21 protein-coding genes and 1 pseudogene are annotated in these 24,224 nt (G+C 69.0%); 12 read left to right on the plus strand and 10 right to left on the minus strand.

Annotated features, from left to right (window positions below; translation table 11 throughout):
* A partial coding sequence (locus ACFW2G_RS06500; RefSeq protein ID WP_384680861.1) for a hypothetical protein occupies window positions 1-278 on the plus strand: 278 nt, incomplete at its 5' end.
* Window positions 279-501: 223 nt separating this feature from the next.
* On the opposite strand, the gene ACFW2G_RS06505 is transcribed toward ACFW2G_RS06500, so the two are convergent.
* Window positions 502-672 (minus strand): hypothetical protein, encoded by a 171-nt coding sequence (locus ACFW2G_RS06505; protein WP_384582053.1) that lies wholly within the window; start codon window positions 670-672, stop codon window positions 502-504.
* A gap of 146 nt (window positions 673-818) precedes the next feature.
* On the opposite strand from ACFW2G_RS06505, the gene ACFW2G_RS06510 reads away from it, so the two are divergent.
* On the plus strand, window positions 819-1,100 hold the full coding sequence (locus ACFW2G_RS06510; protein ID WP_384581990.1) for a hypothetical protein: 282 nt from the start codon (window positions 819-821) through the stop codon (window positions 1,098-1,100).
* Between the two features lie 70 nt (window positions 1,101-1,170).
* Here the strand turns inward: ACFW2G_RS06510 and ACFW2G_RS06515 are convergent, their stop codons facing one another.
* The 3 genes from ACFW2G_RS06515 to ACFW2G_RS06525 form a co-directional block, all read right to left on the minus strand.
* Window positions 1,171-2,058 carry a recombinase family protein gene (locus ACFW2G_RS06515; RefSeq protein ID WP_384581988.1) on the minus strand — a complete coding sequence of 296 codons (888 nt, stop codon included), beginning with the start codon at window positions 2,056-2,058 and terminating at the stop codon, window positions 1,171-1,173.
* A gap of 119 nt (window positions 2,059-2,177) precedes the next feature.
* On the minus strand, window positions 2,178-5,537 hold the full coding sequence (locus ACFW2G_RS06520; RefSeq protein ID WP_384680864.1) for a tetratricopeptide repeat protein: 3,360 nt from the start codon (window positions 5,535-5,537) through the stop codon (window positions 2,178-2,180).
* Window positions 5,534-5,977, minus strand: a complete 444-nt coding sequence (locus ACFW2G_RS06525) for a hypothetical protein (RefSeq protein WP_384581982.1) — start codon at window positions 5,975-5,977, stop codon at window positions 5,534-5,536. The genes ACFW2G_RS06520 and ACFW2G_RS06525 overlap by 4 nt, the downstream gene beginning before the upstream one ends.
* A gap of 126 nt (window positions 5,978-6,103) precedes the next feature.
* Here ACFW2G_RS06525 and ACFW2G_RS06530 point away from each other — a divergent pair.
* From ACFW2G_RS06530 to ACFW2G_RS06550, 5 genes and pseudogenes are all read left to right on the plus strand, one after another.
* Window positions 6,104-6,375 (plus strand): annotated as a pseudogene (locus tag ACFW2G_RS06530) (SAM-dependent methyltransferase); the annotation flags it as partial.
* A 146-nt stretch (window positions 6,376-6,521) separates the two neighbouring features.
* Window positions 6,522-9,593: a Tn3 family transposase gene (locus tag ACFW2G_RS06535; protein ID WP_384581980.1), complete on the plus strand. Its 3,072-nt coding sequence runs from the start codon at window positions 6,522-6,524 to the stop codon at window positions 9,591-9,593.
* Between the two features lie 544 nt (window positions 9,594-10,137).
* Entirely contained in the window at window positions 10,138-10,749 is a 612-nt protein-coding gene (locus tag ACFW2G_RS06540) for an RNA polymerase sigma factor (protein WP_384581978.1), read from the plus strand.
* Window positions 10,750-11,452: 703 nt separating this feature from the next.
* The gene (locus ACFW2G_RS06545) at window positions 11,453-11,722 is read left to right on the plus strand and encodes a hypothetical protein (protein ID WP_384581976.1); all 270 of its coding nucleotides are present in this window, start codon (window positions 11,453-11,455) and stop codon (window positions 11,720-11,722) included.
* Between the two features lie 50 nt (window positions 11,723-11,772).
* A complete protein-coding gene (locus ACFW2G_RS06550; protein WP_384581973.1) occupies window positions 11,773-13,620 on the plus strand; it encodes a zeta toxin family protein in 1,848 nt (615 codons plus the stop codon).
* Here the strand turns inward: ACFW2G_RS06550 and ACFW2G_RS06555 are convergent.
* A complete protein-coding gene (locus ACFW2G_RS06555; RefSeq protein ID WP_384581971.1) occupies window positions 13,593-13,961 on the minus strand; it encodes a hypothetical protein in 369 nt (122 codons plus the stop codon). The two genes, ACFW2G_RS06550 and ACFW2G_RS06555, sit on opposite strands and share 28 nt — an antisense overlap.
* A gap of 111 nt (window positions 13,962-14,072) precedes the next feature.
* Here ACFW2G_RS06555 and ACFW2G_RS06560 point away from each other — a divergent pair, with 111 nt between their 5' ends.
* A complete protein-coding gene (locus ACFW2G_RS06560) occupies window positions 14,073-16,724 on the plus strand; it encodes an ATP/GTP-binding protein (RefSeq protein WP_384581969.1) in 2,652 nt (883 codons plus the stop codon).
* 339 nt (window positions 16,725-17,063) lie between these two features.
* Here ACFW2G_RS06560 and ACFW2G_RS06565 read toward each other — a convergent pair whose 3' ends face one another.
* From ACFW2G_RS06565 to ACFW2G_RS06575, 3 genes are all read right to left on the minus strand, one after another.
* Window positions 17,064-17,267, minus strand: coding sequence for a hypothetical protein (locus tag ACFW2G_RS06565; RefSeq protein ID WP_384581967.1), 204 nt, complete (start codon window positions 17,265-17,267; stop codon window positions 17,064-17,066).
* Between the two features lie 839 nt (window positions 17,268-18,106).
* Window positions 18,107-19,177 carry an integrase gene (locus ACFW2G_RS06570; RefSeq protein ID WP_384581965.1) on the minus strand — a complete coding sequence of 357 codons (1,071 nt, stop codon included), beginning with the start codon at window positions 19,175-19,177 and terminating at the stop codon, window positions 18,107-18,109.
* Window positions 19,174-20,163 carry a serine/arginine repetitive matrix protein 1 gene (locus tag ACFW2G_RS06575; protein ID WP_384581963.1) on the minus strand — a complete coding sequence of 330 codons (990 nt, stop codon included), beginning with the start codon at window positions 20,161-20,163 and terminating at the stop codon, window positions 19,174-19,176. The genes ACFW2G_RS06570 and ACFW2G_RS06575 overlap by 4 nt, the downstream gene beginning before the upstream one ends.
* Before the next feature lie 331 nt (window positions 20,164-20,494).
* On the opposite strand from ACFW2G_RS06575, the gene ACFW2G_RS06580 reads away from it, so the two are divergent.
* The 4 genes from ACFW2G_RS06580 (at window position 20,495) to ACFW2G_RS06595 (ending at window position 23,013) form a co-directional block, all read left to right on the plus strand.
* On the plus strand, window positions 20,495-21,499 hold the full coding sequence (locus ACFW2G_RS06580) for a hypothetical protein (protein ID WP_384581961.1): 1,005 nt from the start codon (window positions 20,495-20,497) through the stop codon (window positions 21,497-21,499).
* Window positions 21,500-22,101: 602 nt separating this feature from the next.
* Window positions 22,102-22,275, plus strand: coding sequence for a hypothetical protein (locus tag ACFW2G_RS06585; protein WP_384581959.1), 174 nt, complete (start codon window positions 22,102-22,104; stop codon window positions 22,273-22,275).
* A gap of 140 nt (window positions 22,276-22,415) precedes the next feature.
* A complete protein-coding gene (locus ACFW2G_RS06590; RefSeq protein WP_384581957.1) occupies window positions 22,416-22,778 on the plus strand; it encodes a hypothetical protein in 363 nt (120 codons plus the stop codon).
* Between the two features lie 46 nt (window positions 22,779-22,824).
* The gene (locus tag ACFW2G_RS06595) at window positions 22,825-23,013 is read left to right on the plus strand and encodes a hypothetical protein (RefSeq protein ID WP_384581955.1); all 189 of its coding nucleotides are present in this window, start codon (window positions 22,825-22,827) and stop codon (window positions 23,011-23,013) included.
* Window positions 23,014-23,195: 182 nt separating this feature from the next.
* Here ACFW2G_RS06595 and ACFW2G_RS06600 read toward each other — a convergent pair whose 3' ends face one another.
* Window positions 23,196-23,387 (minus strand): hypothetical protein, encoded by a 192-nt coding sequence (locus ACFW2G_RS06600; RefSeq protein ID WP_266449290.1) that lies wholly within the window; start codon window positions 23,385-23,387, stop codon window positions 23,196-23,198.
* Window positions 23,388-23,548: 161 nt separating this feature from the next.
* Entirely contained in the window at window positions 23,549-24,016 is a 468-nt protein-coding gene (locus ACFW2G_RS06605) for a lamin tail domain-containing protein (protein WP_384581952.1), read from the minus strand.
* Window positions 24,017-24,224 lie beyond the last annotated feature (208 nt).

Genomic DNA, 24,224 nt, shown 5'->3' on the forward strand with positions numbered 1-24,224 from the left:
GTCCGCTGGTGTCGGTACCGCTGGTGTCGGTACCGCTGGTGTCGGTACCGCTGGTGTCGGTACCGCTGGTGTCGGTACCGCTGGTGTCGGTACCGCTGGTGTCGGTACCGCTGCTGTCGCCCTGGGGCGTGCTCTGGACCGTTGCGTCAGGGGGTGACTGTGCAGCGGCTATGGCTGTGGTGGCGCCTGCGGAAATGAGAAGCGCGCTACTGATGCAGGAAGCGCAGATAAGCCGGGGGATTCGCCCCCGGGCCGTGGTAGTCATGATGACTCCGTGAGCGCGTGATGCTGGCACTGGGCGCGGATGAGCTTTGGCCGTTCAGGGCTCATCTATTGAAGGGTCTACGACTTGGGTACCGTCCATAGGGGTACGGTGCCAGGCCCCATGCAGGCCATTCTTCTCCTTCATACTCATCGGCGCACATGGGCCCTTCGGCCCATGTGCGTCCGCCGAATGGCTCCGCGAGTCCAGCACCTTGCCGCGGGTAATTTATCCGGCCCTCAATCGTCCTCTGCGGCGTCGGGATCGCGCTGCAGTCGCAGGCCGCCGGGCAGGGCAGGGAGCTGGAAGGAGTACCGGCCGAGCACGTTGATGTAATGCCGCACAAACGGTGACCGGCGGGCCACGTCCTCGTCGCGGACGTCGAAGCCGTCCAGCAGCCTGCACTGCATACGAAGGACGTGCCATCTGGTCGGCGTAGCCTTGGGACGGGCCCCCAGAACTGACCTCTCAGGAGCCGGACCAGCTCCTAACGGGCGTTGGCGGCCGTGCTTGCCCAGCCGTCTCAGGGTGTCGGTCAGGAGCGGACGGTGGAGCCATGTCCGCACGCCTGGTCGTCTACCCACCCGACGAGAACGGGTGGCGTCGGGTGCGTTGGGATGGCCAGTCCATCGGCGTCGCGCACAAGCCGTCCGACATCGTCACCTTCCTGACGGCGGCTGGTCTAGGGATGTGTACTTCCAGGCCCTCGGAGACGAGCTTGATGTACGGGTCGTCGACGGCGCTCATCTCCTCGTTACGCCCGGCAATGGCGAACCGCAGGGTGTTGATCGACCGGTCGCGGAGCCGGGCCAGCCCCGGCACCGTGCGCGTGCGCTGACGGCGGGCCTCCGACTTCGGGGTGCCGTTAACGAACGGCGAATCACGCGACAGGTAGCTGAGCGTGATGCTCAGGCCGTTGTCTCGGTAGCGCCGGTGTCCTCGGCGAGGATGCGGTAGACGGTGGCGACCGAGGGGTGCTCGCCCTTGTTCTTGCCGGAGGGGATGACGAGCTTGCGGGCGATCTCGGGGACGGGGATATTCTGGTCGCGCAGGGCCCGGGCGTAGGCGGCCATGTCGTCGTCGACGACCTTGGGCCGTCCGCCGTGCCGGCCGCGCTCGCGTGCGGAGGCTTGGCCTTCGAGGGACTTCTCCCGGATGTACTCGCGCTCGGACTCAGCCATGCCGGCGAAGAAGGCGAACAGGGCGGCGCCGTGCCCGCTGGGGTCGTAGACGCCCTGGAGCGGGCCGGTGAGAAGTTCGAGTTCGATGTCGTGGTGGCGCAGGTTCTCGGCGATTGCGAGGAGTTCGGCGGCGCCGCGGCCCAAGCGCTTCATCTCGTGGACGGTGAGGATCACCCGCTGGTGGGGGACGGCCGTCTTGATGGTGCGGGCGAAGTCCATGGCCTTGGTGAACTCGGGCCGGACCTTGATGCGGGTGCTGATCTTCTCGGAGAAGACCGGGTCGCACCCGGCCTCCTGGAGGGCGTCGAGCTGGCTCTGGAGCTCCTGCTGGGCGGTACTGCAACGGGCGTACCCCACTCTGGTGGGCCTTGTCGCAGCCTCTGGCGTCGCGGCGTCGATGGCCGGGCCCATCTCCCACGCGCGGCCGGGGCCGCGGTCGGCGGGGGTCTTCACCTCCAGCTCGGCACGGAGCTGGGGGACGAGCATGAAGCGTGGGGTGTGGCACTTCGGGGCGACCTTGCCGCCGCGCGTGCGGCAGGCGCTTTCGGCGGACACCTCACAGGTGGGGCAGTCGAACTGTTCGACGGCGGCGGCCGGTTCAGCGAGCTCGGGCATGTCGCAGAACCTACCGCGAAGGGCATTGTGCGAAAGCTGTTTTGCGAGAAGTTATGAGACCGAAGATCGGGGGCAAACCGGACACGGTCCGGCGAGGCGCCGTGATCTCTCAGAACTACTCATTTCTGCGAACCGGGACCGGGGTCGTTCTCTGCGAGCCAGGCCCGGATGTCACTGGCTTCTCGCACACGCCCGAGCCTGAGGAGTAGGTCCACCTGCAAGCCCAGCACAGAGCGGAGCCGTGAAAGGAACTGCGCAGGTACGGCTGTCACGAGCCTGCGGTAGATCTCTACCGCTTCCCCCGTAGCTCGCAGCGCTCCCGATAGATCCTGCTGCGCTTCATGTCTCACCCATGCCCAAGCGAACAGTGAGGCGGCGAGGTCGGATTCGTAGGCGGCCGGGTTGGCCCGCGTCAGCCGACGGTAGACGTCCACCGCCTCCTGGGTGAGGCACAGCGCCTCCTCCCGCCGCCCCAACGCCGACAGCTGCATGCCGAGGTTGGACAGCGAGCGCGCGAGGTCGGGTTCGTAGGCGGCCGGGTTGGCCCGCGTCAGCCGGCGCCGGATCTCCACTGCCTCCTGGGTGACGGTCAGTGCCTCCTCCCGCCGCCCCACCGCCGACAGGTCATCCCCGAGGTTGGACAGCGAGAGCGCGAGGTCGGGTTCGTGGGCGGCCGGGTTGGCCCGCGTCAGCCGACGGTAGACGTCCACCGCCTCCTGGGCGACGGTCAGTGCCCCCTCCCCCTGTCCCACCGCCGACAGCTGGATGCCGAGGTTGGACAGTAAGGCGGCGAGGTCGGGTTCGTGGGCGGCCGGGTTGGCCCGCGTCAGCCGACGGTAGACGTCCACCGCCTCCTGGGCGACGGTCAGTGCCTCCTCCCGCCGCCCCACCCCCGACAGCTGGATGCCGAGGTTGGACAGCGAGTTGGCGAGGTCGGGTTCGTAGGCGGCCGGGTTGGCCCGCGTCAGCCGGCGCCGGATCTCCACTGCCTCCTGGGTGACGGTCAGTGCCTCCTCCCGCTGCCTCACCACCGACAGCTGGCTGCCGAGGTTGGACAGCGAGAGCGCGAGGTCGGGTTCGTAGGCGGCCGGGTTGCCCCGGGCCAGCCGACGGTAGACGTCCACCGCCTCCTGGGCGACGGTCAGTGCCTCCTCCCGCCGCCCCACCCCCGACAGCCGGCTGCCGAGGTTGGACAGCGAGCGCGCGAGGTCGGGTTCGTAGGCGGCCGGGTTGGCCCGCGTCAGCCGACGGTAGACGTCCACCGCCTCCTGGGCGACGGTCAGTGCCCCCTCCCGCCGCCCCACCCCCGACAGGACGGTCCCGAGGTTGGACAGCGAGGCTGCGAGGTCGGGTTCATGGTCGGCCGGGTTGGCCCGCGTCAGCCGACGGTAGACGTCCACCGCCTCCTGGGTGAGGGGCAGTGCCTCCTTCCCTTGTCCCACCGCCGACAGCTGGCTGCCGAGGTTGGACAGTGAGTTGGCGAGGCCGGGTTCGTGGTCGGCCGGGTTGGCCCGCGTCAGCCGACGGTAGACGTCCACCGCCTCCTGGGTGACGGTCAGTGCCTCCTCCCGCCGCCCCACCCCCGACAGGTCACCCCCGAGGTTGGACAGTGAGGTGGCGAGGGCCGGTTCGTAGGCGGCCGGGTTGCCCCGGGCCAGCCGACGCCGGATCTCCACCGCCTCCTGGGTGACGGCCAGTGCCTCCTCCCGCCGCCCCACCCCCGATAGGACGGTCCCGAGGTTGGACAGTGAGGTGGCGAGGGCCGGTTTGTAGGCGGGGTTGGTTTGGGTGAGGTGGCGCCAGGCTCGTAAGGCGTCTTGGGCAGCGGTGAGGGCTTCGTGGCGGAGTCCGGCGTACGACTGGCGTACCGCGAGGCGGTCGTTGGTGCGGGCGTGGGTGAGTGGGTCTTGGGTGGTGGCCAGGCGGTGCTGGGCCAGGCGAAGGACGATGGCGGCGATGCCGACGTCGAGGTCGGTGTGCCGGCTGGCGGGAAGGTGGGGTTCGATGGCTTCCAGGACGGTGAGGTCGATGGCGTCGAGGCTGGCCAGGGTGGCGAGGGCGCTGCCGCCGGCGTGCAGGGCGAGTGCGGGGTGGGCTTTGAGGAGGGGGTAGAGCTGGCCTGTGGCGATGTGGGGCCAGCGGCGGGCGGTTTCGATCAGCACAGTCAGGGTGTCGCGGGTCCACGGCGCGGGAGCGTCGGTTTCTGCGGCAACAAGAAGGCGTTGGGTGGCCTGGTGGGCCCAGTCGTCAACGACAGCCCCGGGCACCGGGTGGGGTGTGCCGGGATCATCAGGGCTGGCCGGGGTGGTCAGGCCTAGGAAGTCCTCGCCAAGGCGGTCGGGGTACAGCGGTTCCAGCACCGTGACCGCGCCGGCTGGGGGGTAGCAGTACTGGTGGTCGTCCAGGAGGGTGTTGGCGGCGTCGGTGGAATCGGCGAGGCCGATCTGGTGCAGGGCCCTCCAGCCGTGGCTACGGGCCAGGGGACGGGTGAGGGTGGCGGTCAGCACGGTGCGGCCCATCGCCTCTGGTGTGGTGGGCAGCGGCGCGGAGGGGCGCTGGTGCAGGGCCTTCCAGTGGGCGCGTTCGCGTTTGAGGAGGTAGGCGGAGGCGCGGGCGGGGTCGGTGGGGGCGGGATCGTGGTGGAGTTCGGCGTCGACGGCGGCCAGGGCGGCGATGTGGATGGTCAGGACCTGGGCGTAGTCGTCGTCGGTGTCCAAATCCAGGGGCGGGCCGATACGGCTGGCCCGCCCCGCGGGCAGGCCGAGATGGTCGGCGAAGCGGTCCCGGGCCTGGTGGAACAGGTCGGCGCGTGCCTGTGGGGCGTCGGCCAGCGGCGGCAGGACGCGGGCCTCGGCGGCGACGTCGAGCTGGTCGCCGATCCAGGTTTCCAGGCTTTCCCACCAGGCTCCCGCCGGCCGGGCCAGCAGCAGGATGCGTACCGGAACGCCGACGTGGTGCCAGAGCGGCTCTTGCAGGAGTCTGTACAGGTCCGGTGTGGGCCAGCGTTCGGCGTAGTCGACCACCAGCAGGAGTCCGGTCCCAGCTTCGGGCGGCGGGCTGGTACTGATGGGGTCGGCGCCGGTTTCGTTGACAGCTGCCTGCCACACGGTCCACCCGGCGCGGCGGCTCAGGTCGGCGAAGTGGGCGGCCAGGCGGGACTTGCCCTGCCCGCCGGGACCGTGCACCAGCAGTACGGCGAACTTTTCCACCGGGTCGTCGCGCCAGGATGCCAGTGCCTCCAGGTCGGCGTGGCGGCCGGTGAAGGGCACCACCTGATGTGCGGCCCGCAGCAGCCTGGAGGGCGTCTCTGCCAGCACCCGGGCGCGTACCGGGCGGGGCGCGGCGGGGAAGTCCTCGATCCGGTAGGCGGGTTTCCACTGGTAGACGAACTGGACGTTTTGGGTGCCGAAGGGCCCGGTCTGGATGGCGGCGGGGCCGTGGAAGGCGCTGCCCGGCGTACCCGTTTCAGGGTGGGTCATGCCTGGGGGCCGAAACGGACATCCTGTCGGTTGTGGTTGCCGGCCTGGATGGCGGTCGGCCCGTGGAAGGCGTTCCCCGACACCAGCCCGTCCCCACCAGAAGCATGGGGCACGGCCTGCTCCAGCAACTGCTGCAGCAGGGCGGCGGCCTGGGTGCGCTGCACATCGTCGGCCAGGTCTTCCAGCAGGGTCTCGATACGGGTCTGCCACACGGCTTCCTGCCTCGCCCTGACCCGCTCGGCGGTGTCGGCGTCGACGGCGGCGAGTTCGCCTGCACTGCGGTCCAGCCGCTCCAGCTCCCCGCGTTCGCGCTCCGCATCGCCACGGCCGAACCACCGCGCCAGCCGACTGCGCAGCCCTTCCCACGCATCGCTTCCCGCCGCCTGCACCACCGCAGCACCACCTGCCGCGGCCAGTGCCGTCAACGCCTCAGGCAGCATCTCGTCCCCCTGCTGTCGCCCGTTATATACCTGTCGGTCTGAGACCGTAGCGCCCTGCCTGCGTGTACACAGTGTCTTTGGCTCATTTCAGCGAGCACGAAGTATGACGGCCTCCACCAAGGTCATCAAAGCGCGATGCCGGATGCGCAGATGATCGTGGGCGAGGTGGTGCACCCGACCGACGTGGTCAACGGCTCCGCCGCCACCCTCACCCCGACAACGGCGGGTGGGCCGTGCGCGAGGTCGGCCCGCTCAAGCTGTGGGAGCGGATCGAGCGAGTCCTGGACGCCTACGACGCGGCCGGCGCCCCGGGGCCGGAGACCTTCACCCTGCACGTCTACGACGGCGGGCAGCACCAGCGGCACCCGCAGATGCCCGGCCTGCCACTGCCCCGGCCTGACGGGGGCCCGTACGCCCCAGGCGCTCGGACGGGGAGAGTGACGTCCCCCGTCCGAGCACATCTACCAGCTCTGACCGCCATGCCGGGGTGTTTCCCCGGTTTTCCGCGCCCGCTGTACAGCGGCGCCTCTACCGTCCAGCCCGAATGCTGATCACGGGGGCGGGCGGAAGGGGCTGCGTGGTGGGGCGGGATCTGGGTCTGGACGGGGTGGTGGACCACTTCACCCTGTCCGGCGACGAGGCGGGCTGGTTACGGAACAAGACCGGGGCCACGAGGCTGGGCTTTGCCGCCCAGCTCAAGTTTTTGACCTGGCGCGGCCGGTTTCCCAGGATGCGCCTGGAGCTGCCGCCCGACGCGGTCGAGCACGTCGCCAAGCAGGTGGGGGTGGCCGCGTCCGAGCTGGGGTTCTACGACTTCGCCTCCCGTGCCGCGAAGCGGCACCGCAGCGAGCTGCGGGATCTGACCGGGTGGCACGAGTGCACCAAGACCGACCTGGTCAAGCTCGTCTCGCACCTGGTGGACGTGATCTGGCACGACGAGCGCCGCGAGGAACAGGTGCGGGCCGAGCTGCTGCGGCAGATGCGCGTGGACCTGATCGAGCCGCCGACCGCGGCCCAGGTCACCACGATCATCCGCTCCGCGCTGCACCAGGCCGACGAGCGTGCCGTCGCCGAGGTTGCCGCACGCCTCGCGCGGGCCGAGGGCTGTCCCCGCCGGTTGGACGCGCTGGTCTTCACCGACCTGCCCGGAGCCGCCATCGGGCAGGAGGACGGGGCGGCCGGGGACGGTGACGCCGCGCAGGACGACGACGAAGACGAGGTGGAGTCGGTCCTCTCGGACATCAAGGCCCATCCGGGCAACGTCAGCCTCAACTCGCTGCTGGACGAGATCTCCAAGCTGGGCCAGGTCCGTGCGGTCGGCGTCCCGGAGAAGGTGTTCGCCGGGATCGGCGTGCAGGTCATCAACGCCTGGCGGGCCCGCGCATCGGCGTCCTCACCCAGCCACCTGAGGCGCTTCGACGCTCCCGTACGGCACGTGCTGCTCGCCGCGCTGCTGTTCCAGCGCCAGCGGGAGATCACCGACACGCTGGTGGAGCTGCTGAATGCCACCGTGCATCGCATCAACGCGCGGGCGGAGAAGAAGGTCACCGAGGCGTTCGTCGCCGAGTTCACCAAGGTCCGCGGCAAGTCCGGGCTGCTCGGGAAGATCGCCGCCGCCTCCCTCGGCGCCCCCGAGGGCTCGGTGCGGGACGTGATCTACCCGGCGGCCGGCGGGGAGAAGACCCTCAAGGACCTGGTCGCCGAGATGAAAGCCACCAACGCCGAGTTCGCCCGCTCCAAACGGGAGGTGTTCAAATCCTCCTACTCCAACCACTACCGCAGCGGGCTGATGAAGCTCCTCGGTGTGCTGGACTTCCGCTCCTCCAACGACCAGCACAAGCCCGTCATGGAGGCACTGAAGCTGATCGAGCGGCACAAGGACTCCTCCACCACCTACCTGCCACTGGGCGAGACCATCCCGCTGGAGGGGGTGGTGCGCAAGGACTGGATGGAGTTCGCGATCTTCACCCCCGACAAGGGGCCCAAGCGCGTCATGCGCACGGTCTACGAGGCGTGCGTCTTCCAGGCCCTGCGCGAGAGGCTGCGCTGCAAGGAGATCTGGGTGGTCGGCGCCGACAAGTGGCGCAACCCCGACGACGACCTCCCGGACGACTTCGAGATGAGGCGCGCGGAGTACTACGAGAAGCTCAACAAGCCGCGCGACGGGAAGGTCTTCACCGCCCAGCTCCAGAGCGAGATGCGCGCCGAGCTCAGCGCCCTGGACACCAGGCTGCCGAAGCTGCCGTGGGTGACGATCAGCGGCAAGCACCGAGGCGGGGCGATCAAGTTCATCGAGCCCGAGCCTCAGAAAGAACCGAAGAACCTGCGCAAGCTGAAGAAGGCGATCCGCAAGAAATGGGGAACCGTCGCCCTGATCGACATCCTCAAGGAAGCAGCCCTGCGCACCGGGATGCTCAAGGCCCTCGCCCCGGTGGGCACGAGGGAGTCGATCGACGAGGCGAAGCTCCTGGAACGCCTGCTCCTGATCGCCTACGCGTACGGCACCAACTCCGGGATCAGCTCGGTCGCCGCCGGGGCCCACGGACACAGCGAAGAGGACCTGCGCTACACCGCCCGCCGCTACCTGACCGCCGTCGGCCTCAAGGCCGCCGGGGTCGAGATCGCCAACGCCACCTTCGCCGCCCGCTCCGAGACAGTGTGGGGCCAGGGCACCACCACCGTCGCGTCGGACTCCACGCACTTCAAAGCCTGGGACCGCAACATCTTCACCGAGTGGCACTCCCGCTACGGGGGCCGCGGAGTGCTCGTGTACTGGCACATCGAAAAGGGTTCGATGGCCATTCACAGCCAGCTTCTGAACTGCACCGCCTCCGAGGTCGCAGCTGCCATCGAGGGCATGATGCGGCACGCCACCACCATGCAGGCCGAGGGCAACTACGTCGATTCGCACGGCCAGTCGGAAATCGGCTTCGGACTCACCAGGCTCCTGGGCTACGACCTGCTGCCCCGCATCAAGCAGATCAACAAGGTCAAGCTCTACCGGCCCGGCCGCGAGGACGAGGACACCTACGACAACCTCGCCGACGCGATGACCCGCCCGATCCGCTGGGACGTCATCGAGAACAACTACGACCAGCTCATCAAGTACGCCACCGCGATCCGGGTCGGCACCGCCTCCACCGAGGCGATCCTGCGGCGCTTCACCCGCACCGCCTCCCACCCCGTCTACCAGGCCATGCTCGAAGTCGGCCGCGCCCAGAAGACCATCTTCGCCGCCCGCTACCTGCGCGACCGCGACCTCCAGCGCGAGATCCAGGAGGGCCTCAACGTCGTCGAGGGCTGGAACGGCGCCAACGACATCATCTTCTTCGGCAAGAGCGGCGAACTCAGCAGCAACCGTCGTGACCAGCAAGAACTGTCCGTCCTCGCGCTCCATCTCCTGCAAACGGCCCTGGTCTTCGTCAACACCCTGATGATCCAGGACATGCTCGCCGACCCAGAATGGGCCGATGTCCTCACCGACGAGGACAAACGCGCCCTGACCCCGCTGTTCTGGATGCACGTCCAGCCCTACGGCGAGGTCCGGCTGAACATGGGCAGCCGCCTCCAACTCGCGGTCCCCGCCCCCACCGACCCCGAGCCAGCCGCGGCCTGAACACCAGCGCACACCACTCGGCCCCCTCGCCACGTCCCGGCGAGGGGGCCGATCTTCGATCCGAAAGCTACTGGCGGGTTACTTGTCACCTGGGGCGCCGCTCGTTAACGGCACCCCACTTCGGGGCCCTGGTGCGGTCGGCGGTGTTCATCTTCCGGAGGTCCGACGGGGTGACGGGCACGGCCTTGCCCCGGCCGCGGGCCATGCGCTTCGGGTCGTTCCTGAACTGTTTGACCAGCTGCCGGGCCGCGAGAGTGGCTTCCCTGTGGTGCCCAGACCCCTCGCGGTGACCGTTACGCCGGTGATGCGGCGGTCGATCGAGTTAGGCACGGCCTCGACGAGTACGCCAGCCAGCATGGCTTCGACGCCCGCGAAGGCCCCGACCTGCACCTTGCCGGACTCGCCGACCGCCTCGCAGCCGGCGAGTCCGGGCTGGAAGAAGCTCCGGAAAAAAGTCCGGCAGCAGGTTCCCAGCAGGCGGTCTCCTCAGCGTCGTCCTAGTGACAACGGTTTCCCCCGATACCGAACGCGAGGTACGTGCCCCGTGACATCCGAATCCCTGCCGAACCGGGGGCTCCCGGCGCAGAAGCGGCGGCGCCTGCCGGAGCGGTTCTTCGGCAAGAGCACGCCGCTCACCATCGAGGAGCATCTGGAAGACCTCGCACGCGCGCAGCGGGTCTACAGGCCGTCGATCGAGCGGCGTCTGGGCCAGCAGCACCGCGGCTCCCAGCTCGCCGAGGACGTCTGGCAGAACGCGCTGATCAAGATCGCCGAGCGGATGAAGGATGGCGAGCCGATCGACAACGTCCGCGCGTACATGTACCGCGTGTGCAACACGTGCGCCCTCGACGAGCTTCGCCGCATCTCCCGCCGTGCCGAGGACCTCTTCGACGACGACCCCTCAGCCCTTGAGGAGTGGGAGAAGAACATCCGGCTGCACGGCACACGGCTCTACTACGCCGACATCAAGCCCGACCTCGACTCCCTGCTGACCCCCATGGAGCACCAGGCGATCTACCTGATCAAGGTCATGGGCTTCACCTCGAACATGGCCGCCGAGCTCATGAACGTCTCGTCCAGCTCGGCGCGCAAGGCGTTGCGCAGGGCCAGAGACAAGATCCGGGGACACCAGCCCCGTATCGGACAGGACGCGTAGACCTTCCCCAGGGCCTGCGGCCCCGTGCACCCCCTCCGCACAGGACCGCAGACCCAAGGGTGGGGCTACTCGAACATCCCGCCATTTCCGAGAAGGAGGAACTTGTGGATCTGATTCACAGGGGGGCTGATGTGCTGCTCGCTTTGTTTCGGTGGCCATGCGCATGGGTGATCACGGTGGTCATTGTGGTGGTACGGCTTGTCGATCGGTGCCGTACACCGAGGGTGGACTTCTCCGGCTTCGAGGCCTCGGTGGTCGCGTCGGGGGCCGCGACCGCCCGGCTCAGGAAGACCGGCCGCGCCGACGCGAGGGAGGGCCTTCAGGCTCGACACGCGTAACCACCGTCAGGTCGCCACGGGGAGCGTTCTGACAGAAGTAGGGGATTGCATCACGGCCGGGCCTTCCAGTTCCCACTGGAGGGCCCGGCCTTCGTCGTACCCATTGAAGACATCGATACGACCCGCCTCCCAGGAGCTCACGATGGCCACCCCCGCGGCCACAGCCGACGCCGACCAACCCGTCGAAGGCATCACCCCACTCCTCGCCGAGCGGTCCCGCCATCCGGCTGTCGGCTCTTCCCGTGCCTTCGGCACCCCTGCATCGGAGGACCGAAGCTTCACACTGTCCGGGAGATCTCACGAAATCGCCCCGACTGTACGGGGGTTGGCTAATCTGGTCATCTCATCAGAGGGGGGTTCAGTCCATGCCAGAAGACGAGAAGACCGGTACGCCCCGCGTTCTTCGGATCACCTTCGAGTTCGAGGTGCCGGGGGAAGTGCGCAGGAACATCCACGGCTCGAAGATCCACAAGGCGCTGGACACGGCCACGGCCCGGGTCCTGGGCCTGATGGAGGGGGCCTTCCCGTGGGCCACCACGGCCAGGGTCCGCAAGGAGTGGCTCTACAACTGGGTCGACGAGTGGGAGACCCACGAGCTTCCGGCCACCGAGGAGAACACGCCGAAGCAGAAGTGATCCGCCCTCTGCCGCTGGGGCAGGAGGTGTTGTGCCAGCCAGGAGGATCGGTGGAGGACACGGGCGTCGCCCCGGTCGTGTTGTCGGACGAGGAGAGCAGCCGCATCCTGTCGCGGCGCATCCTGCCGGACACGTTCAGGCAGGCGGCGGCTCAGGAGCGGCCGGTCGTCGTGTTCGTCGCCGGCCAGCCCGGAAGCGGGAAGACCTTCCTCACCGACGTGATCCTGGAGTCGTTCGCCGCCCGCGGCGGGGCCGTCCGGATCTGCAGCGACCTCTACAAGACCGCCCACCCCGCCTACGGGCGGCTCCTGGCCGAGGACGAGGCGACCGCCGGGGCCAGGGTCCGCCCGGATACCCGGCGCTGGCAGGCCGCTGTCGAGGCCCATGGCCGCGCCGGGCGTCTCGACATGGTCATCGAGACCGCCCTGTCCGATCCCTCCGTGTTCCGGCAAGACGCTGCGTGGTTCCATCAGGCCGGGTACCGCATCGAGGTCGTGGTGCTGGCCACCGCGGAGGCCGTCAGCCAGCTCAGCACGCTGGAGCGGTACCTGCGCCAGGTCGGCGAGAGGGGCGTCGGCAGGTTCGTCTCCGAGGCCAACCACGACGCCTGCAGCAGCGGCCTGCTGGAGACGTTGTCCGTCATCGAGGCCGAGGGGCTGGCCGACCGCGTCATGGTCGTGCGGCGCGGCGCCGAGCAGCTGTACGTCAACGAACTGTGCGGCGGTACCTGGAGCAGCGCGGCGCGGGCCGTCACTGCGGTGAGTACGGAACGCATACGGCTGTGGTCGGCGCCGGAGACCGCACGCTTCTGCACCAAGGCGGCGGCCGTCGTCGAGCAGGCCCTCCAGCCGGAGCTCACCCCGGGCCTGCGCCAGGCCATCACCAACGGGCTCGAGCGGGCGATGGCACGCTCCGAACCTGTCCGCCGCCGCGCCCAGACCAGGACGAGGCCTCCGGGGGTCGACTATCACCGTCTTGCGGAAGCCGAGCACGCCTGGACGTTCGACAACCTCATCGTCCCCACGCACCTGGGCCAGATCACCGCCCAGCGGCAGCCGGTGGCCGTGTACGTGCTGGGGCAGCCCGGCGCCGGCAAGACGAGCGTCACGAACACGGTGGCGCGGGCGATGAAGGAACGCGGGGTGACCCGGATCTCCGGGGGCGACTTCAAGGTGATGCACCCCGACTACCTGCGGCTGCAGGAGGACAACTCCCGTGAGGCGGGGGCCGCGGTCCGAGCGGACTACCGGGCCTGGATAGCGCAGGCCGAGGGCTACGTGCGGGAGCGGCGTGGGGACGTGCTGATCGAGGCCGCTCCGGGGAGCGTTGAGGAGTTCTGGCGCGGTGCGCGCCCGTTCGCCGAGGCGGGCTACCGCATCGAGGTGGTGATGCTGGCGGTGCGGGAGGCGGACAGCCGGCAGGGCACCGCGCACCGCCACGCGCTCCAGCAGCGCCGTGGCCTGCCTGGCCGGTTCACCTCCAAGGCCGGTCACGACCGGTGCTACCGGGCGCTTCCCGCCGTCGTCCGCAGCGTGGAGACGGACGACGCCATCACCTCGGTGACGGTGCTACGCAGGGACTTCACCGTGCTCTACCGGCAGGAGGTGGGGACCGGCTGGACGGGCGCGGCACTGGCCCTCGCGGCGGAGCGGTGCCGCCGCTACACCGAGGCCGAGGCCGCCTGCTTCCTGAGGGCGCACAAGGCGCTGCTGGCCGCGATGCCGCGGTACCGGCGGGAACTGGAGGAGATCGCCTCGCTGGCCCGCGAGCTGATGCCCGAGCGGCTGCGCCCCCGCCCGCTCCACAACGACACGTCCACTTTCGCGTCTGGTGCTCGGCTGCCCGTGCCCCGGCCGCGCGGGGACGCCGACTACACGTCCGAGGTCAGCTCCTTGTAGAGGGTCGTGTACCGCGCGGCGATCCGGGCTGCCTCCTCAGGGCCAGCCTCGCGCAGCGCCTCCCGGTCGTCGATCGCGGACTGCAGAGCCTCCATCAACTCTGCTGGTGGTGTCCCGGCCTCTCCGCGGCTGCGGTGGATCTCACGCGCGTACCAGGCGATCACCAGCTGCACCGGGGCCTGATCCGCCTCAGCACGAGTCGCCTCGTGGATGTCCTCCTGGCGGTCCAGCTCCGAGAAGTCCGGCGTCTGGGACGGGTTGACCGGTTCGGACACGAGGACGACCGCCTTGCTGTTGGTACGGGGCTCGTCATTCTCAGGTGGTTCGGTGCTGGTCAGCAAGACATACCCGTCGGGAGACGGCCGTGTCAGCCAACCGCCTTCGGGGATCCTTGTCTCAAGGGGAGCCGCCCGAACGTAGGTTGGCAGTAGTTGATCACTGGGGGGGAATGCGTGGCAGATCTCAGGGCGTTATTCAGTACGAACGACCGCAGCGTCACCGCGGCCGAGGCGTTCACGAACCGCGAGGACCAGTGGCGGACAATCCGTGACGCGATCACTGGGCACCTGACGCGTATCGTCGACCCGCGCTTCGACGTGGAGGACCTCGAGACCCCGCGCCGGAACGTGGTCGTGTTCCACGGCATCGGCGGCATAGGAAAGTCGACGCTGTCGCGGAAACTGGAGGCCGCGCTCACCGGGACCGAGGATCTTCCCGTCCACTGGGGCGAACCCGTCTGGCCCGGCGGCCGCCGGATCCTCCCTGTACGGATCGATCTCGCCCGCTCGGCCGGCACCGACTTCGAACGCGTCATCCTCACGATCCGCCTGGCACTCGCCGAGCTCGGCCCCCTGCCCGCCTTCGACATCGCGCTGCGCCGCTACTGGGAACACCAGCACCCCGGCGCGAGCATGGAGGAGTACCTGCAGCGCGGCGGCTTCGCCTCGAAGGCCGGCAAGGAACTCCCGCGACAGGTCCAGTCCGTCCTCTCGGACGTCGCCCAGGCCCTGCTGCTGCCCGGCACCGTCGGGTCTGTCGTGGGCCAGGTCACCGGCTCACTGGTGCGGGCCCTACGCGAGCGCCGCCAGACCGTACGCGCGCTGGCCGGCTGCACCCGCCTGGCCGACCTCCTGGACGCCGAACCCGACCTCGACGCGCTCTCCTACTACCCCCACCTGCTGGCCTGGGAACTGGACCGGCTCCCCGCCGACAAGCGGGTGCTGCCGGTCATCCTCCTCGACACCTTCGAGGACACCGGCGACCGCACCCACCGCGACCTTGAGCGCCTCCTGCAGCGCCTGGTGTGGCTCATGCCGAACTGCTTCTTCATCGTCACCGGACGCAGCCGACTCCAGTGGGCCCAAGAGTCCCTTCATGGCCAGCTCGACTGGAGCGGCCCGCGCGCCTGGCCCGGCCTCGCCCTCGATCCGGACGGAGGAGACCAGATCCTGATCGGTGACTTCTCCCCCGAGGACTGCGACACCTACCTGGCCGACCGCCTCACCCGCGATGGACAACCCCTCATCGGAGAGGACATCCGCGCGGTCATCACCGACCGCTCGCACGGACTGCCCCTCCACCTAGATCTGTCGGTGCTCCGCTTCCTCGAGCTGACGCGTACCGGGCGAACCCCCACAGCAGCCGACTTCGACGTCGCCTTCCCCGCGCTCATCGCCCGAACCCTGGCCGACCTCACCCCCGAAGAGCGCCACGTACTGCGCTCCGTCAGCCTCCTGGACAGCTTCGACCTGCCGCTGGCCACCCAGGCCGCGGGCATGGAGCGCCAGGCCCCCGTCATGCGCCTGCTGGAGCGCCCGTTCATCCGCCAGAACGCCTTCGGCCTGTGGCCCTACCATCTCCACGCCCTGATCCGCTCAACGATCCGTACGGCCGACGACGCCACCGACGACCGGTGGTCCTCCCAGGACTGGCAGCATGCCGCCGAGCGCGCCTTCGCAGCACTCGGCGAGCAGTGGACCACCAGCACGGAACCCGGCCGCCTGCTGCTGATCGGGTGCCTGCGCCAAGGCCTGGCCCTTGCCCGCGACCACCGCCTCGAGCTCGGCTGGCTCACGGACGCGACCTGGAAGTACATCAGCGACTCCGTATGGGAACCCCTCCTCCCGCCAGCCCCGCCGAACCCCGACGCTGAGACCGGTCTGCAGACGCCCGCCGGCACCCTGATCGAGACGCTCAGCGCACTCGCCCGACGCCAGCACGAGCACCGATCCCGTACCGCCGACCGCCTCACCGCCGTCATCGACACTGACATGCTCCCCGCCGCGCTCCAGGAGATGGCCGTCTACTACCGCGCGAAGGCAGAGCGGGACCTCGGACGCACCGACGCCTCCCGCCAGGGAATGCAGTACGTAGTCGACGGCGGCGGACGCCTCGCGCCTGCCGCCCGGCGTGGCCTCACCCACCTAGCCCGCCTCAGCGGTGACTTCCCCGCAGCCCTTGAGGCGGCCCAGACCCTCGGCTGGCCCGGCCGCCACCACCGCGTCACCGGCGACGTGTGGTGGGTCCAGGGCCACATGAGCCGTGCGGCCGCCGCCTACGAAGCCGCCCGCACCGAGGCCGAAGAACACGGCATCGCCGGCGAGCGCGCCACCAGCCAGGCCCACCGTGCCTTGGCACTCGCCTTCACCGACCCACACCAAGCCGACGATGAACTCGACCTTGCCGAGCAACTGCTGACTGGCCTCGACCTGCGCGCCACCACCTTCATCACCAAGGTGGCCGCCCTCGCCCGTGACGCCGGCACCACCGATCCCGACATCGGAGACCGGATCACACTCCTGCGAACCGAGACCGCCGTGGCCGGAGTGACCGCCGCCCAGGTCGCCCTTGAACTGGCCGACGCGTTCCATCACGCCGTACGCGAAGACCACCACCAGGTCCTCGCCACCATCGGACGCCTGCGCGAACTCACCCGCGCTGGCGACTACGCCTACTACGCCGACATCGCCGCCTTCATGTCCGGACTGCCCCACGACACGTCGGCAGCACAGTGGATCGACGGCGAGCAAACCACCCGGGAGAGGTGGCACGGCCTGGTGGCCGCTCGGCGTGAGCACCTGCGGGCCAGCCAGAACTCCGGGTGAGACGGGCAGGGAGTCTGAGGAACATCCGTGTGAGTTCGTGTCGGTCTTGGTGCGGCCGTACTGCGGGTTGTCGGCCGTCGACGCGGACACTCGCCCCGTGCAAAACGCTTGGCCAAGGCACTCCAGGTCCCGTATGGCCACTCGCTACAGTGGGGGGTGTTGAGTGACGTCAAGCCGCCCCTTCTTGATCATCCACCCATTGTCAGTGGTGGGCGGCAGACTGAAGTCATGAGAACGGCGGCCTCTGCCCGGCCTGCGAAGCAGGGACAGAGACCGCCGCGGGTGGAACCCCGCACCTCGCGCCTCTTGGTGTCCTACCACCAAGGGGCGCGTCGCGGTTTACAGGCGGCTGACCAGCATCTCGTACAGCCACACCGCGAACTGAGTGATCCAGTGCGCGGTCTCGTCCGCAAGACCAGCCAGAAGGGCCTGGGCTACGCCGGCGAGCAGTACATCGCGAACGGTGCTGTGACCCTCACCCCGGACACGCGGCGCGCCGTCGTCCTCCGAACCGTCGGACATCGGCTTGTCGCTACCGGGCATGTGAGTCCCCCAATCAGGACCGCCGCGCCTCAACTGGATGGCCGGGGCGACGGTCCGTCAAAACCCGGCCCTCCAGAAGCGACACACGCTCTCTGCATGGGCCCGTTCAGAGTATCTACACCCGCTGACAACGGGCCGTCGGTGCCCTGCCACGGCAGGCATGTCCTCACCAAAGTCAGCAGCGCAACCCGCCCAAGGCGCCAGCCCACGCCCGCGAACAGGACTTTCAGCACCGGAGACGGACTACTTCCCCTCGTCGACGCAGTTGTCGATGAACTCCTCGATGACCGGGTTCGTCATCTAGGACTGCGGCACTTCTTCGTGCACGAACGGCGGCTTGGTCACGTCGCAGGTACCCGCGGTTGTACGTACACGGCGGCCCTTTCGACAGCCGGTCGCAGGTGGAACGGGTGGACGCGACGCTGGAGCAGTACCTCGGGCGCACCTGAGAATCTCGTCGATGCCGCCGATCTCCCTGTGGATGACGTCCGACATCTTCCTGTCCATGACCCGCCAGTCGAGCACGCGCCCCAGGCCCAGACGGCGGACTCGATCTTCATGTCTGGATGCGATGTCTTCGCGAGGACCGGCCACCTCGGACCGGTGTCGATGACGGCGCCGGCCCGCATGGGCGCTCTTCTCAGCCGTGCCGCCCTTCGTCCTCCTGGTCCCGGACCACATGGCGGAGGTCCCGGCGCTTCGACATCCGGGTAAGGCTCCCGGTACTCGGCCAGCCGCTCCTCGTAGTGCTAGAGGCCTCTCACGCCCCAGTCGCCGAGCGTGACCTCCTTGTTGGCGACGTACCTCTTGTCGACGTGGTCGATCTCGCCTCCGGGCTTTCAGGTCAGGCCGGCGGAGGCGTTGTCGTCCCAGCCGTCCTCGCGCTGCATGTAGCCGAGCATCGAGCGGGAGTGGCGTGCCCAGCCGCCCTGGTCGGCGATGGCGATGGCGTCCTTGCCCTTCTTGCGGCCGGTGGAGGCGAGGCCGATGCGCAGGGAGTGCCCGGTCCAGGAGATCGGCACCCCAGCGCGGGCGGAGATGCGCTTGACGGCGCGGGTGACGCTGTCGGGGACCAGGCCGCCGGTGATGTGGCCGTGCCGGTCGATGCCGACGAAGGCCGGGCTGGAGGGGCTGGCCCACTGCTGGCCGTGTTCGGCGACCAGGCGCTCGCGGTAGGCGGTGAAGGCGCGGACCGGGCAGATCTCCGGGTCTTGGGCATAGCCGATCTTCGCGTTGCGGACGGAGTGCTTGGTCTTACCGGTGAGCACGGCTACGACCAGGCCGCGCGGGTGGAGGGTGACGTCGCCGTTCTGGAGGCCGGCGGGATCCTGGGAGCGCGAGGCGTAGTGGAAGCCGGTGAAGACGAGGGCCTTGTCCCGGTCACCGGCGAGGGTATCGGGGCAGGAGTGGGCGATGGCGTACAGCCCGTCGATGTCGGCACCGACCGCCTGGCCGCGGCCGCGCCGCTCCCCGGCCTGCAGGAGCTTGACCTCCAAGCCGGCCAACGCCTTTCGGGCCGCGCTCTGTTCGTCGCCGCTGACAGCGACCCCGCGCTCGCGCAGGCCGATGACGATGGCGGCGAGGTGAGTGTCTGCGGAGCTCGGCGCGTACCCCTTCCCGTTCTGCTGGCCCTCGCGCAACATCCAGGCCACGAACGCGACCAGCGCGCCGCGGGAGCCTTCCAGCTCGGGCAGGCCAGATGCGGCGCAGAACCGGGCCCACACCCGCCACGACTTCGCGTACGTGTCCACAGTGTTGTCCGGGACGATCTCGGCGGCGACCGCGTCCGCGAGGTCCTCGGCGGCGGCCAGCCGGCGGGCGGCATCGACGCCGTGCCGCTCGGCCCACCGCGCGATGAGCACCTGGCGCTCGGCGACGGCCAAGTCGGTCGGTTCAACTTCGGTGGTCACCGCGCCTCCCCGTCCCACTCCTCGTCGTATCCGTAGTCCTCAGGACCTTCATGCGACGGGCCGTACCGGGCCTCGTCTTCCACGTACATCCAGCAGAGGCCGCACAAGACCGAGCCGGTGTCGCCCTTGGCGTCGATGGGGCGGGTGCACTGGTCGCAGGGCACCACGGTGGGGAAGCCGGTCGCGCAGGCGAAGCAGAAGTAGACGGGCTTCGCCGGGTCGCTGCGTACGCGGACCGCCGAGCCGAGCGCCCACCGCTCACACTGCGGGCAGGTGTTCCACACCGAGGGCTCTTCTTGGCCGTGCTTGTTGAAGTACGTCAGCAGCTCTTCCGTGTCCCAGACGCGTGTGCAGAAGCGGCAGGTTGCGACGTCGGACCAGTCGTCTGCGCCGGCGGGAGACTGGCGCAGCACGAGCGCCATCTCCTCGCATTCTGGGCACTCCACGGTGCGGTTCTCGACGCCTTCAGTCTTCAGCTCGCCGCCGATCCGGTTCATCCGCTTAAGGACGTAGGAGTTGATGCTGTTCAGCCCGTCGCGAAGACCTTCCAGGGAAGTCTGGGTCTCCGCCTTCTCCTGCTCTCCGAGGTACGGCACGAGCTGGCCTTCGATGAAGTGGATCAGGAAGTCGAGTACCTCGCCAGCATGAGACTCGACCACGCGGGCGTCATGGGTGAATCCGAAGTGCTGGAGCTTGTTGCGGTCGTCGCCCAACTTGTTGAGCGCCTTCTGCTCCTTGTCCGTGATGGGCACGCCCACGATGTTCCTGAGCCGAATGATGGCCTTCTCGGTGGACACGCTGTTGAGCGTGGCTTCCTTCAGCGCCTTCCGGGTCGCGTCGTGGGGGTTGGTGAAGACGAGGGTCCAGTGCTCGGCAAGCAGCCGGGCCTTGAACAGGACCTCGACGGCGGCCTGGAGGTGCAGGACGGCGTACTTCACGTCGCGGGGACTGACCTGGGACTGGTTCTCGTCCAGGTGCTCAACCACGCTTTCGAGGTAGTCGAGTCCGTTGCGGACCGGGGGGAAGTCGAGCTGGGGCGGAGTGTAGGGACGCGTACGCCGAACCCGTGGCGGCGGGACGGCCCCCGTCGGCTCCGTCTGCGTGTCCCCGCTAGCTGTCGTCCCCTTGGAATCGTCCATCTGCTCGCTTCCCCTCCCGGCCAACAGCCGCCCGTTTCAAGTCGTTTATCGCATCGGATAAGGGGAGCTTATCCGACGCGATGAGCTCACTTCTTTCTGTCCCAAGATTTTTTGACACTCCGCCGCCGCCCCGGGCCCGAGCAGTGAAGGCTGGACACCAAGCAGCAGGGAGCAGCAGATGATGAGCCACGTGGAGTTCGGCAGTCCCTACAACACCACCTTCGGCGGGGGGCCCTGGGAGGCGACCGTCCATGGAAGCTTCGACCTGACCCGCGGCTTCCTGGTCCTCGGCATCGACAGCACCCCCCAGCGCTGCGTCGTACGGGCTCTGCGAACCAAGCCGAACCGCCCCGACGTCTTCTACCCCTACCCCATGCCCACACAGGGACGGGCGTGGCTCAGCTCTATCGCCACCTCCGTTGCCGAGGTCGGCCCGATCGAGCGGCAGGCACGCCAGCTGAACACTGACATCCGCCAGTGGTTCACCCCTCAGCCGGTGGTGCGCCTGTTGGCGATCACCATCGGCCGCATGCTGATGCTCTTCCTCGTGCGGTCCGGCTCCAGCGACCCCGCAGTCCGGGCCGAGGCCGAGTCGGCGGCGGCCGCTGCTCTGTGTGCTCGCCGCGCGATCCTGGAGTCTGAGGGGGCGGACGACTGGAAGCCGGCCGTCGCCTTCTTCGCGCGGACGTACCTGGGCGTCTCCCGCACGGACGGGGAATGGCTGGAGGCTGTGTCGACGGCGCTGCTGGGCAACTGGGTGGATGCCCTCGAAGCGCCACCTAACAACGGGGGCACCCTGCACCACCTGCGCCGGGAGGCACGGACGGTGCACCGACAGTTGATGCCGCTGTGGCAGCGCAAGTCCGGGCCGGGCCGGGTGTGGATGCTGGACTACCGGCTGCCGTCCGGGGAGACCCTCCACGAGCTGGTCGCCGGGTCGTACCGGATCGAGGACGAGGTCCTGGACTGGTCTCCGGACCGGGGCGACACCTGCGCCGTCCTCGGGCGGCTCAAGGAGGACGAGCGACGGGTCGCGCAGGTCTTCGCACTCGGCAGCGGGTCCTGGGCCGAGGCTGCTGAGTCGGCCGGGCTGCCGCCTCAGATCGGCGAGCGCGTTATGCGCAAGCTCCGACGTCTCGGCGTCGAGTACCGGCGCCGGCGGCCCCTGGTCGGTGCCGCATGAACACCGCGCTCGCACTGGCCTGGGCAGCGCTGCCCGAGTTTCTCGGCAGCCTGAGCGCCGGTCTCGTCCTCGCGTTCGGGGCTCGGATGGCCCGCCGACGGGCAGCTTCGCGCCCCGCCGGGCAGGAGAGTGGCCGCACCACAGGCTGATTTGGCGTCCCTGCTGACCGCGGTGCACGCGGTCAGCCGTCCCGGAGACCGCCGTCGTTCATGAGGTGTTTCAGGCGACGCACCGTTTGCAACGCCTCATGAAACTTGATCGCTGCAGGTGGATGACCTTGCAGCGCCGTGTTGCGACGGGGACCACCTATGAAACGGTTGGCCGCACACGGTCTCCCGTTCTCGGCGCCCTCCGGATCGACCCATTGGGTCCAACAGGTCCAATGGGTCAGGCTCGTCACCGTCCAGAAGCCGGGCGTTCCCGCCTTCCGGAACACGAGGCCTTCCTGAACGCTCCTTCTGCACACCCAAGATGACCCTGCCGAAGCACTCCCGGGCGTGTCGCGGGGGTATGCGGAAACGAATCGGTTCATGGACAGACGTCGAGGGGTGTACGGGGGCCGCGCTCTGGAGTCACGGAAGCGATCGCCGTAAGGTCGCGGCATGCAATTCGACGAAGCGGTCCGCCTTCAGCACGCCTGGGAGGCCAAGGGGAACCCCCCGTGCGAGCACCCCTTCACGGAGAAGGAGTACTACCTCAGCGAGTCCACGGGAGACAACGTCTGTACTACGTGTGGGCACATGGAGCCCCGTCGCGGAGGGCTGAAGAGCAGTTAGAGGCGTTCGGCTACCGACAGCAATCACGCTGTTGTTGGTAGCCGGGCTCAGGCGATCGGTTGCTGGACGCCCTCTTCCGGTGGGTAGTCAGCTGCCATGCTGAGCAGCTGAACCCCAACCCCTTCTCCTTGGAGAGCACCATGGGCCTGAGCGCCAACGGCGAACCCGTCATCGTGCAGGACGAGACCAAGGTTGACGTCGGCATCCACCTTCAGCAGGGCACTCTCACCCTCACGCAGAACGGCAAGGACTTCGATGCGTACCACGCCTCGGTGGAGTTCGTTGCTGTCCACGATGGACCGTGGATAGTGGAAAAGGTCAAGTTCTCGGCCAAGGGGCCGGACGGCAAGTCAGCGGGGTTGACCGTGGACCTCCTCAACGACACATACGACGGTCCCAGGGCTGGCGTTCCCGCCGCGATCTGGAAGGTTGTGGCGCTCGCCGCGACCACCGCCGGAGACGTCGGAATCACCTACGCGACCCCTGACCCGCGCCCGATGTAGCCGCCCTCCTCGAACGGGTCGTCAGACCTCCTGCGAAACTGCGGCGATGAGCACCATGCGCCGCCCGCTCGGGCACGGACCAGTCCCCGCCGTCGCCGACCAGGAGTCGCCAGTGGCTCCCCGGCGGACCGCCGCGGAGCGGGCCGCGCAGGACGAGCTCCACCCGTCCGTCTCGGAGTCGGGGATCTCCGCCTCGTATGGGCGTCGGCCGCTGGGGGACGGGCCCCGCAGCTGACGGACCGGCTTGGGCGGGTGACCCGGAGTGCGGCATCGGATACGCCTCCCACCCCGAAGACGAGGTGCTGGCGCAGCTACGGGAGGACTTCTGCGACGACGCCCTTTCTGCGACCGCGACCGCGGCTGCGCCGCGGCGTTACCTTTGCCTGCGGCACGCAGTCCCAAGGAGGCACTCCCGTTCTATACGGGGAGTGCCAGTCGGGAACCGAGGCGGAATCGCATCTCTCCGGCCGCATAGCGGATCTCCTCGGAACTCGTTTCCTCTTCGAGCACCCCAAGGAGCACCATCAGGGCCCGGGCCTCGTCACTGCTGATCAGCTTCAGACGGGGTTCTGTCATCCCGTCGAGGAGCACGTCCAACATCTCGTCCATGCAGGCAACAACGCCGGGCCGCTTGCCGGAGTCACCCCGGATCCTCGCCCTTCCCGGGACCAGCACAGCTCAGCAGCGCGGGCCGTCGCCCGATGAGGCGACGGCCCGTGCGGTCATGTCACGCAGGACCCCGACATCGTGCGGGGCCTGCGGTCGCGGTCCTAGCGGCGGCGGCCCCAGGTCTCGGTGTCGACGGTGCGGCCGCGGTCGTCGCGCAGGGTGGCGGTGTCGGAGCCGTTGTCCCAGACGTAGTTGCGGCGGTCCTGGAAGAGGTCGGTACGGGTGTCGCGGCCGTTGCCGGTGTGGATCCGGATCGTGGCACGGGGGGCGATGCGGACGTTGTCGAAGCGGTAGCGGTTGCCGTCGCTGTCGCGCAGGGTCCAGCCGCGCAGGTTGATGCCGTCGCGGGTGGTGTTGGTGATCTCCACCCACTCCGAGTTGAGGGAGCGGTTCGAGCGGTCGTCGCGTCCGGGGCTGTCGGCCTGGACCCGGCTGATCTCCACCCGCGGCCGCTGGTGGTGACGGTCGCCGTCGTGGGCGGCCGCCGGCAGAGCGGCGGCACCGACGACGGCGCCGGCGGCCAGGACGGTGGCGGCGATACGGCGTACGGAGGAAGAAGCAGAAGACATAGGTGGCGCCCCTCAAGAACAGCGCTCCACCAGCCGAAACAGGTCGGTGAAGGCGCTTTCGGATTCGGCCCGGTTGAGCCGAGGGCCACACTCTCGACCCGACACGACCCCCACCGCACCCCCCGCCGGCGCCGGTTACCGGACACGGACATATCCGTCACAGTCGCCTGCACACCGCACGCATTCCGCCCGAGCGTGCCCCTGACAT

This window comes from Streptomyces sp. NPDC058880 (assembly GCF_042742535.1).
In the GTDB taxonomy this organism is placed as follows: domain Bacteria; phylum Actinomycetota; class Actinomycetes; order Streptomycetales; family Streptomycetaceae; genus Streptomyces.

What these genes read in the sequence shown, in the direction of transcription:
- ACFW2G_RS06535 (WP_384581980.1), top strand. Translation starts at nt 6,522, where the DNA reads ATGCTGATCACGGGGGCGGGCGGAAGGGGCTGCGTGGTGGGGCGGGAT.
- ACFW2G_RS06595 (WP_384581955.1), top strand. Translation starts at nt 22,825, where the DNA reads ATGAGCACCATGCGCCGCCCGCTCGGGCACGGACCAGTCCCCGCCGTC.
- ACFW2G_RS06600 (WP_266449290.1), bottom strand. Translation starts at nt 23,387, where the DNA reads ATGGACGAGATGTTGGACGTGCTCCTCGACGGGATGACAGAACCCCGT.
- ACFW2G_RS06585 (WP_384581959.1), top strand. Translation starts at nt 22,102, where the DNA reads ATGCAATTCGACGAAGCGGTCCGCCTTCAGCACGCCTGGGAGGCCAAG.
- ACFW2G_RS06580 (WP_384581961.1), top strand. Translation starts at nt 20,495, where the DNA reads ATGATGAGCCACGTGGAGTTCGGCAGTCCCTACAACACCACCTTCGGC.
- ACFW2G_RS06590 (WP_384581957.1), top strand. Translation starts at nt 22,416, where the DNA reads ATGGGCCTGAGCGCCAACGGCGAACCCGTCATCGTGCAGGACGAGACC.
- ACFW2G_RS06565 (WP_384581967.1), bottom strand. Translation starts at nt 17,267, where the DNA reads ATGCCCGGTAGCGACAAGCCGATGTCCGACGGTTCGGAGGACGACGGC.
- ACFW2G_RS06520 (WP_384680864.1), bottom strand. Translation starts at nt 5,537, where the DNA reads ATGACCCACCCTGAAACGGGTACGCCGGGCAGCGCCTTCCACGGCCCC.
- ACFW2G_RS06605 (WP_384581952.1), bottom strand. Translation starts at nt 24,016, where the DNA reads ATGTCTTCTGCTTCTTCCTCCGTACGCCGTATCGCCGCCACCGTCCTG.
- ACFW2G_RS06525 (WP_384581982.1), bottom strand. Translation starts at nt 5,977, where the DNA reads ATGCTGCCTGAGGCGTTGACGGCACTGGCCGCGGCAGGTGGTGCTGCG.
- ACFW2G_RS06510 (WP_384581990.1), top strand. Translation starts at nt 819, where the DNA reads ATGTCCGCACGCCTGGTCGTCTACCCACCCGACGAGAACGGGTGGCGT.
- ACFW2G_RS06515 (WP_384581988.1), bottom strand. Translation starts at nt 2,058, where the DNA reads ATGCCCGAGCTCGCTGAACCGGCCGCCGCCGTCGAACAGTTCGACTGC.
- ACFW2G_RS06505 (WP_384582053.1), bottom strand. Translation starts at nt 672, where the DNA reads ATGCAGTGCAGGCTGCTGGACGGCTTCGACGTCCGCGACGAGGACGTG.
- ACFW2G_RS06545 (WP_384581976.1), top strand. Translation starts at nt 11,453, where the DNA reads ATGCCAGAAGACGAGAAGACCGGTACGCCCCGCGTTCTTCGGATCACC.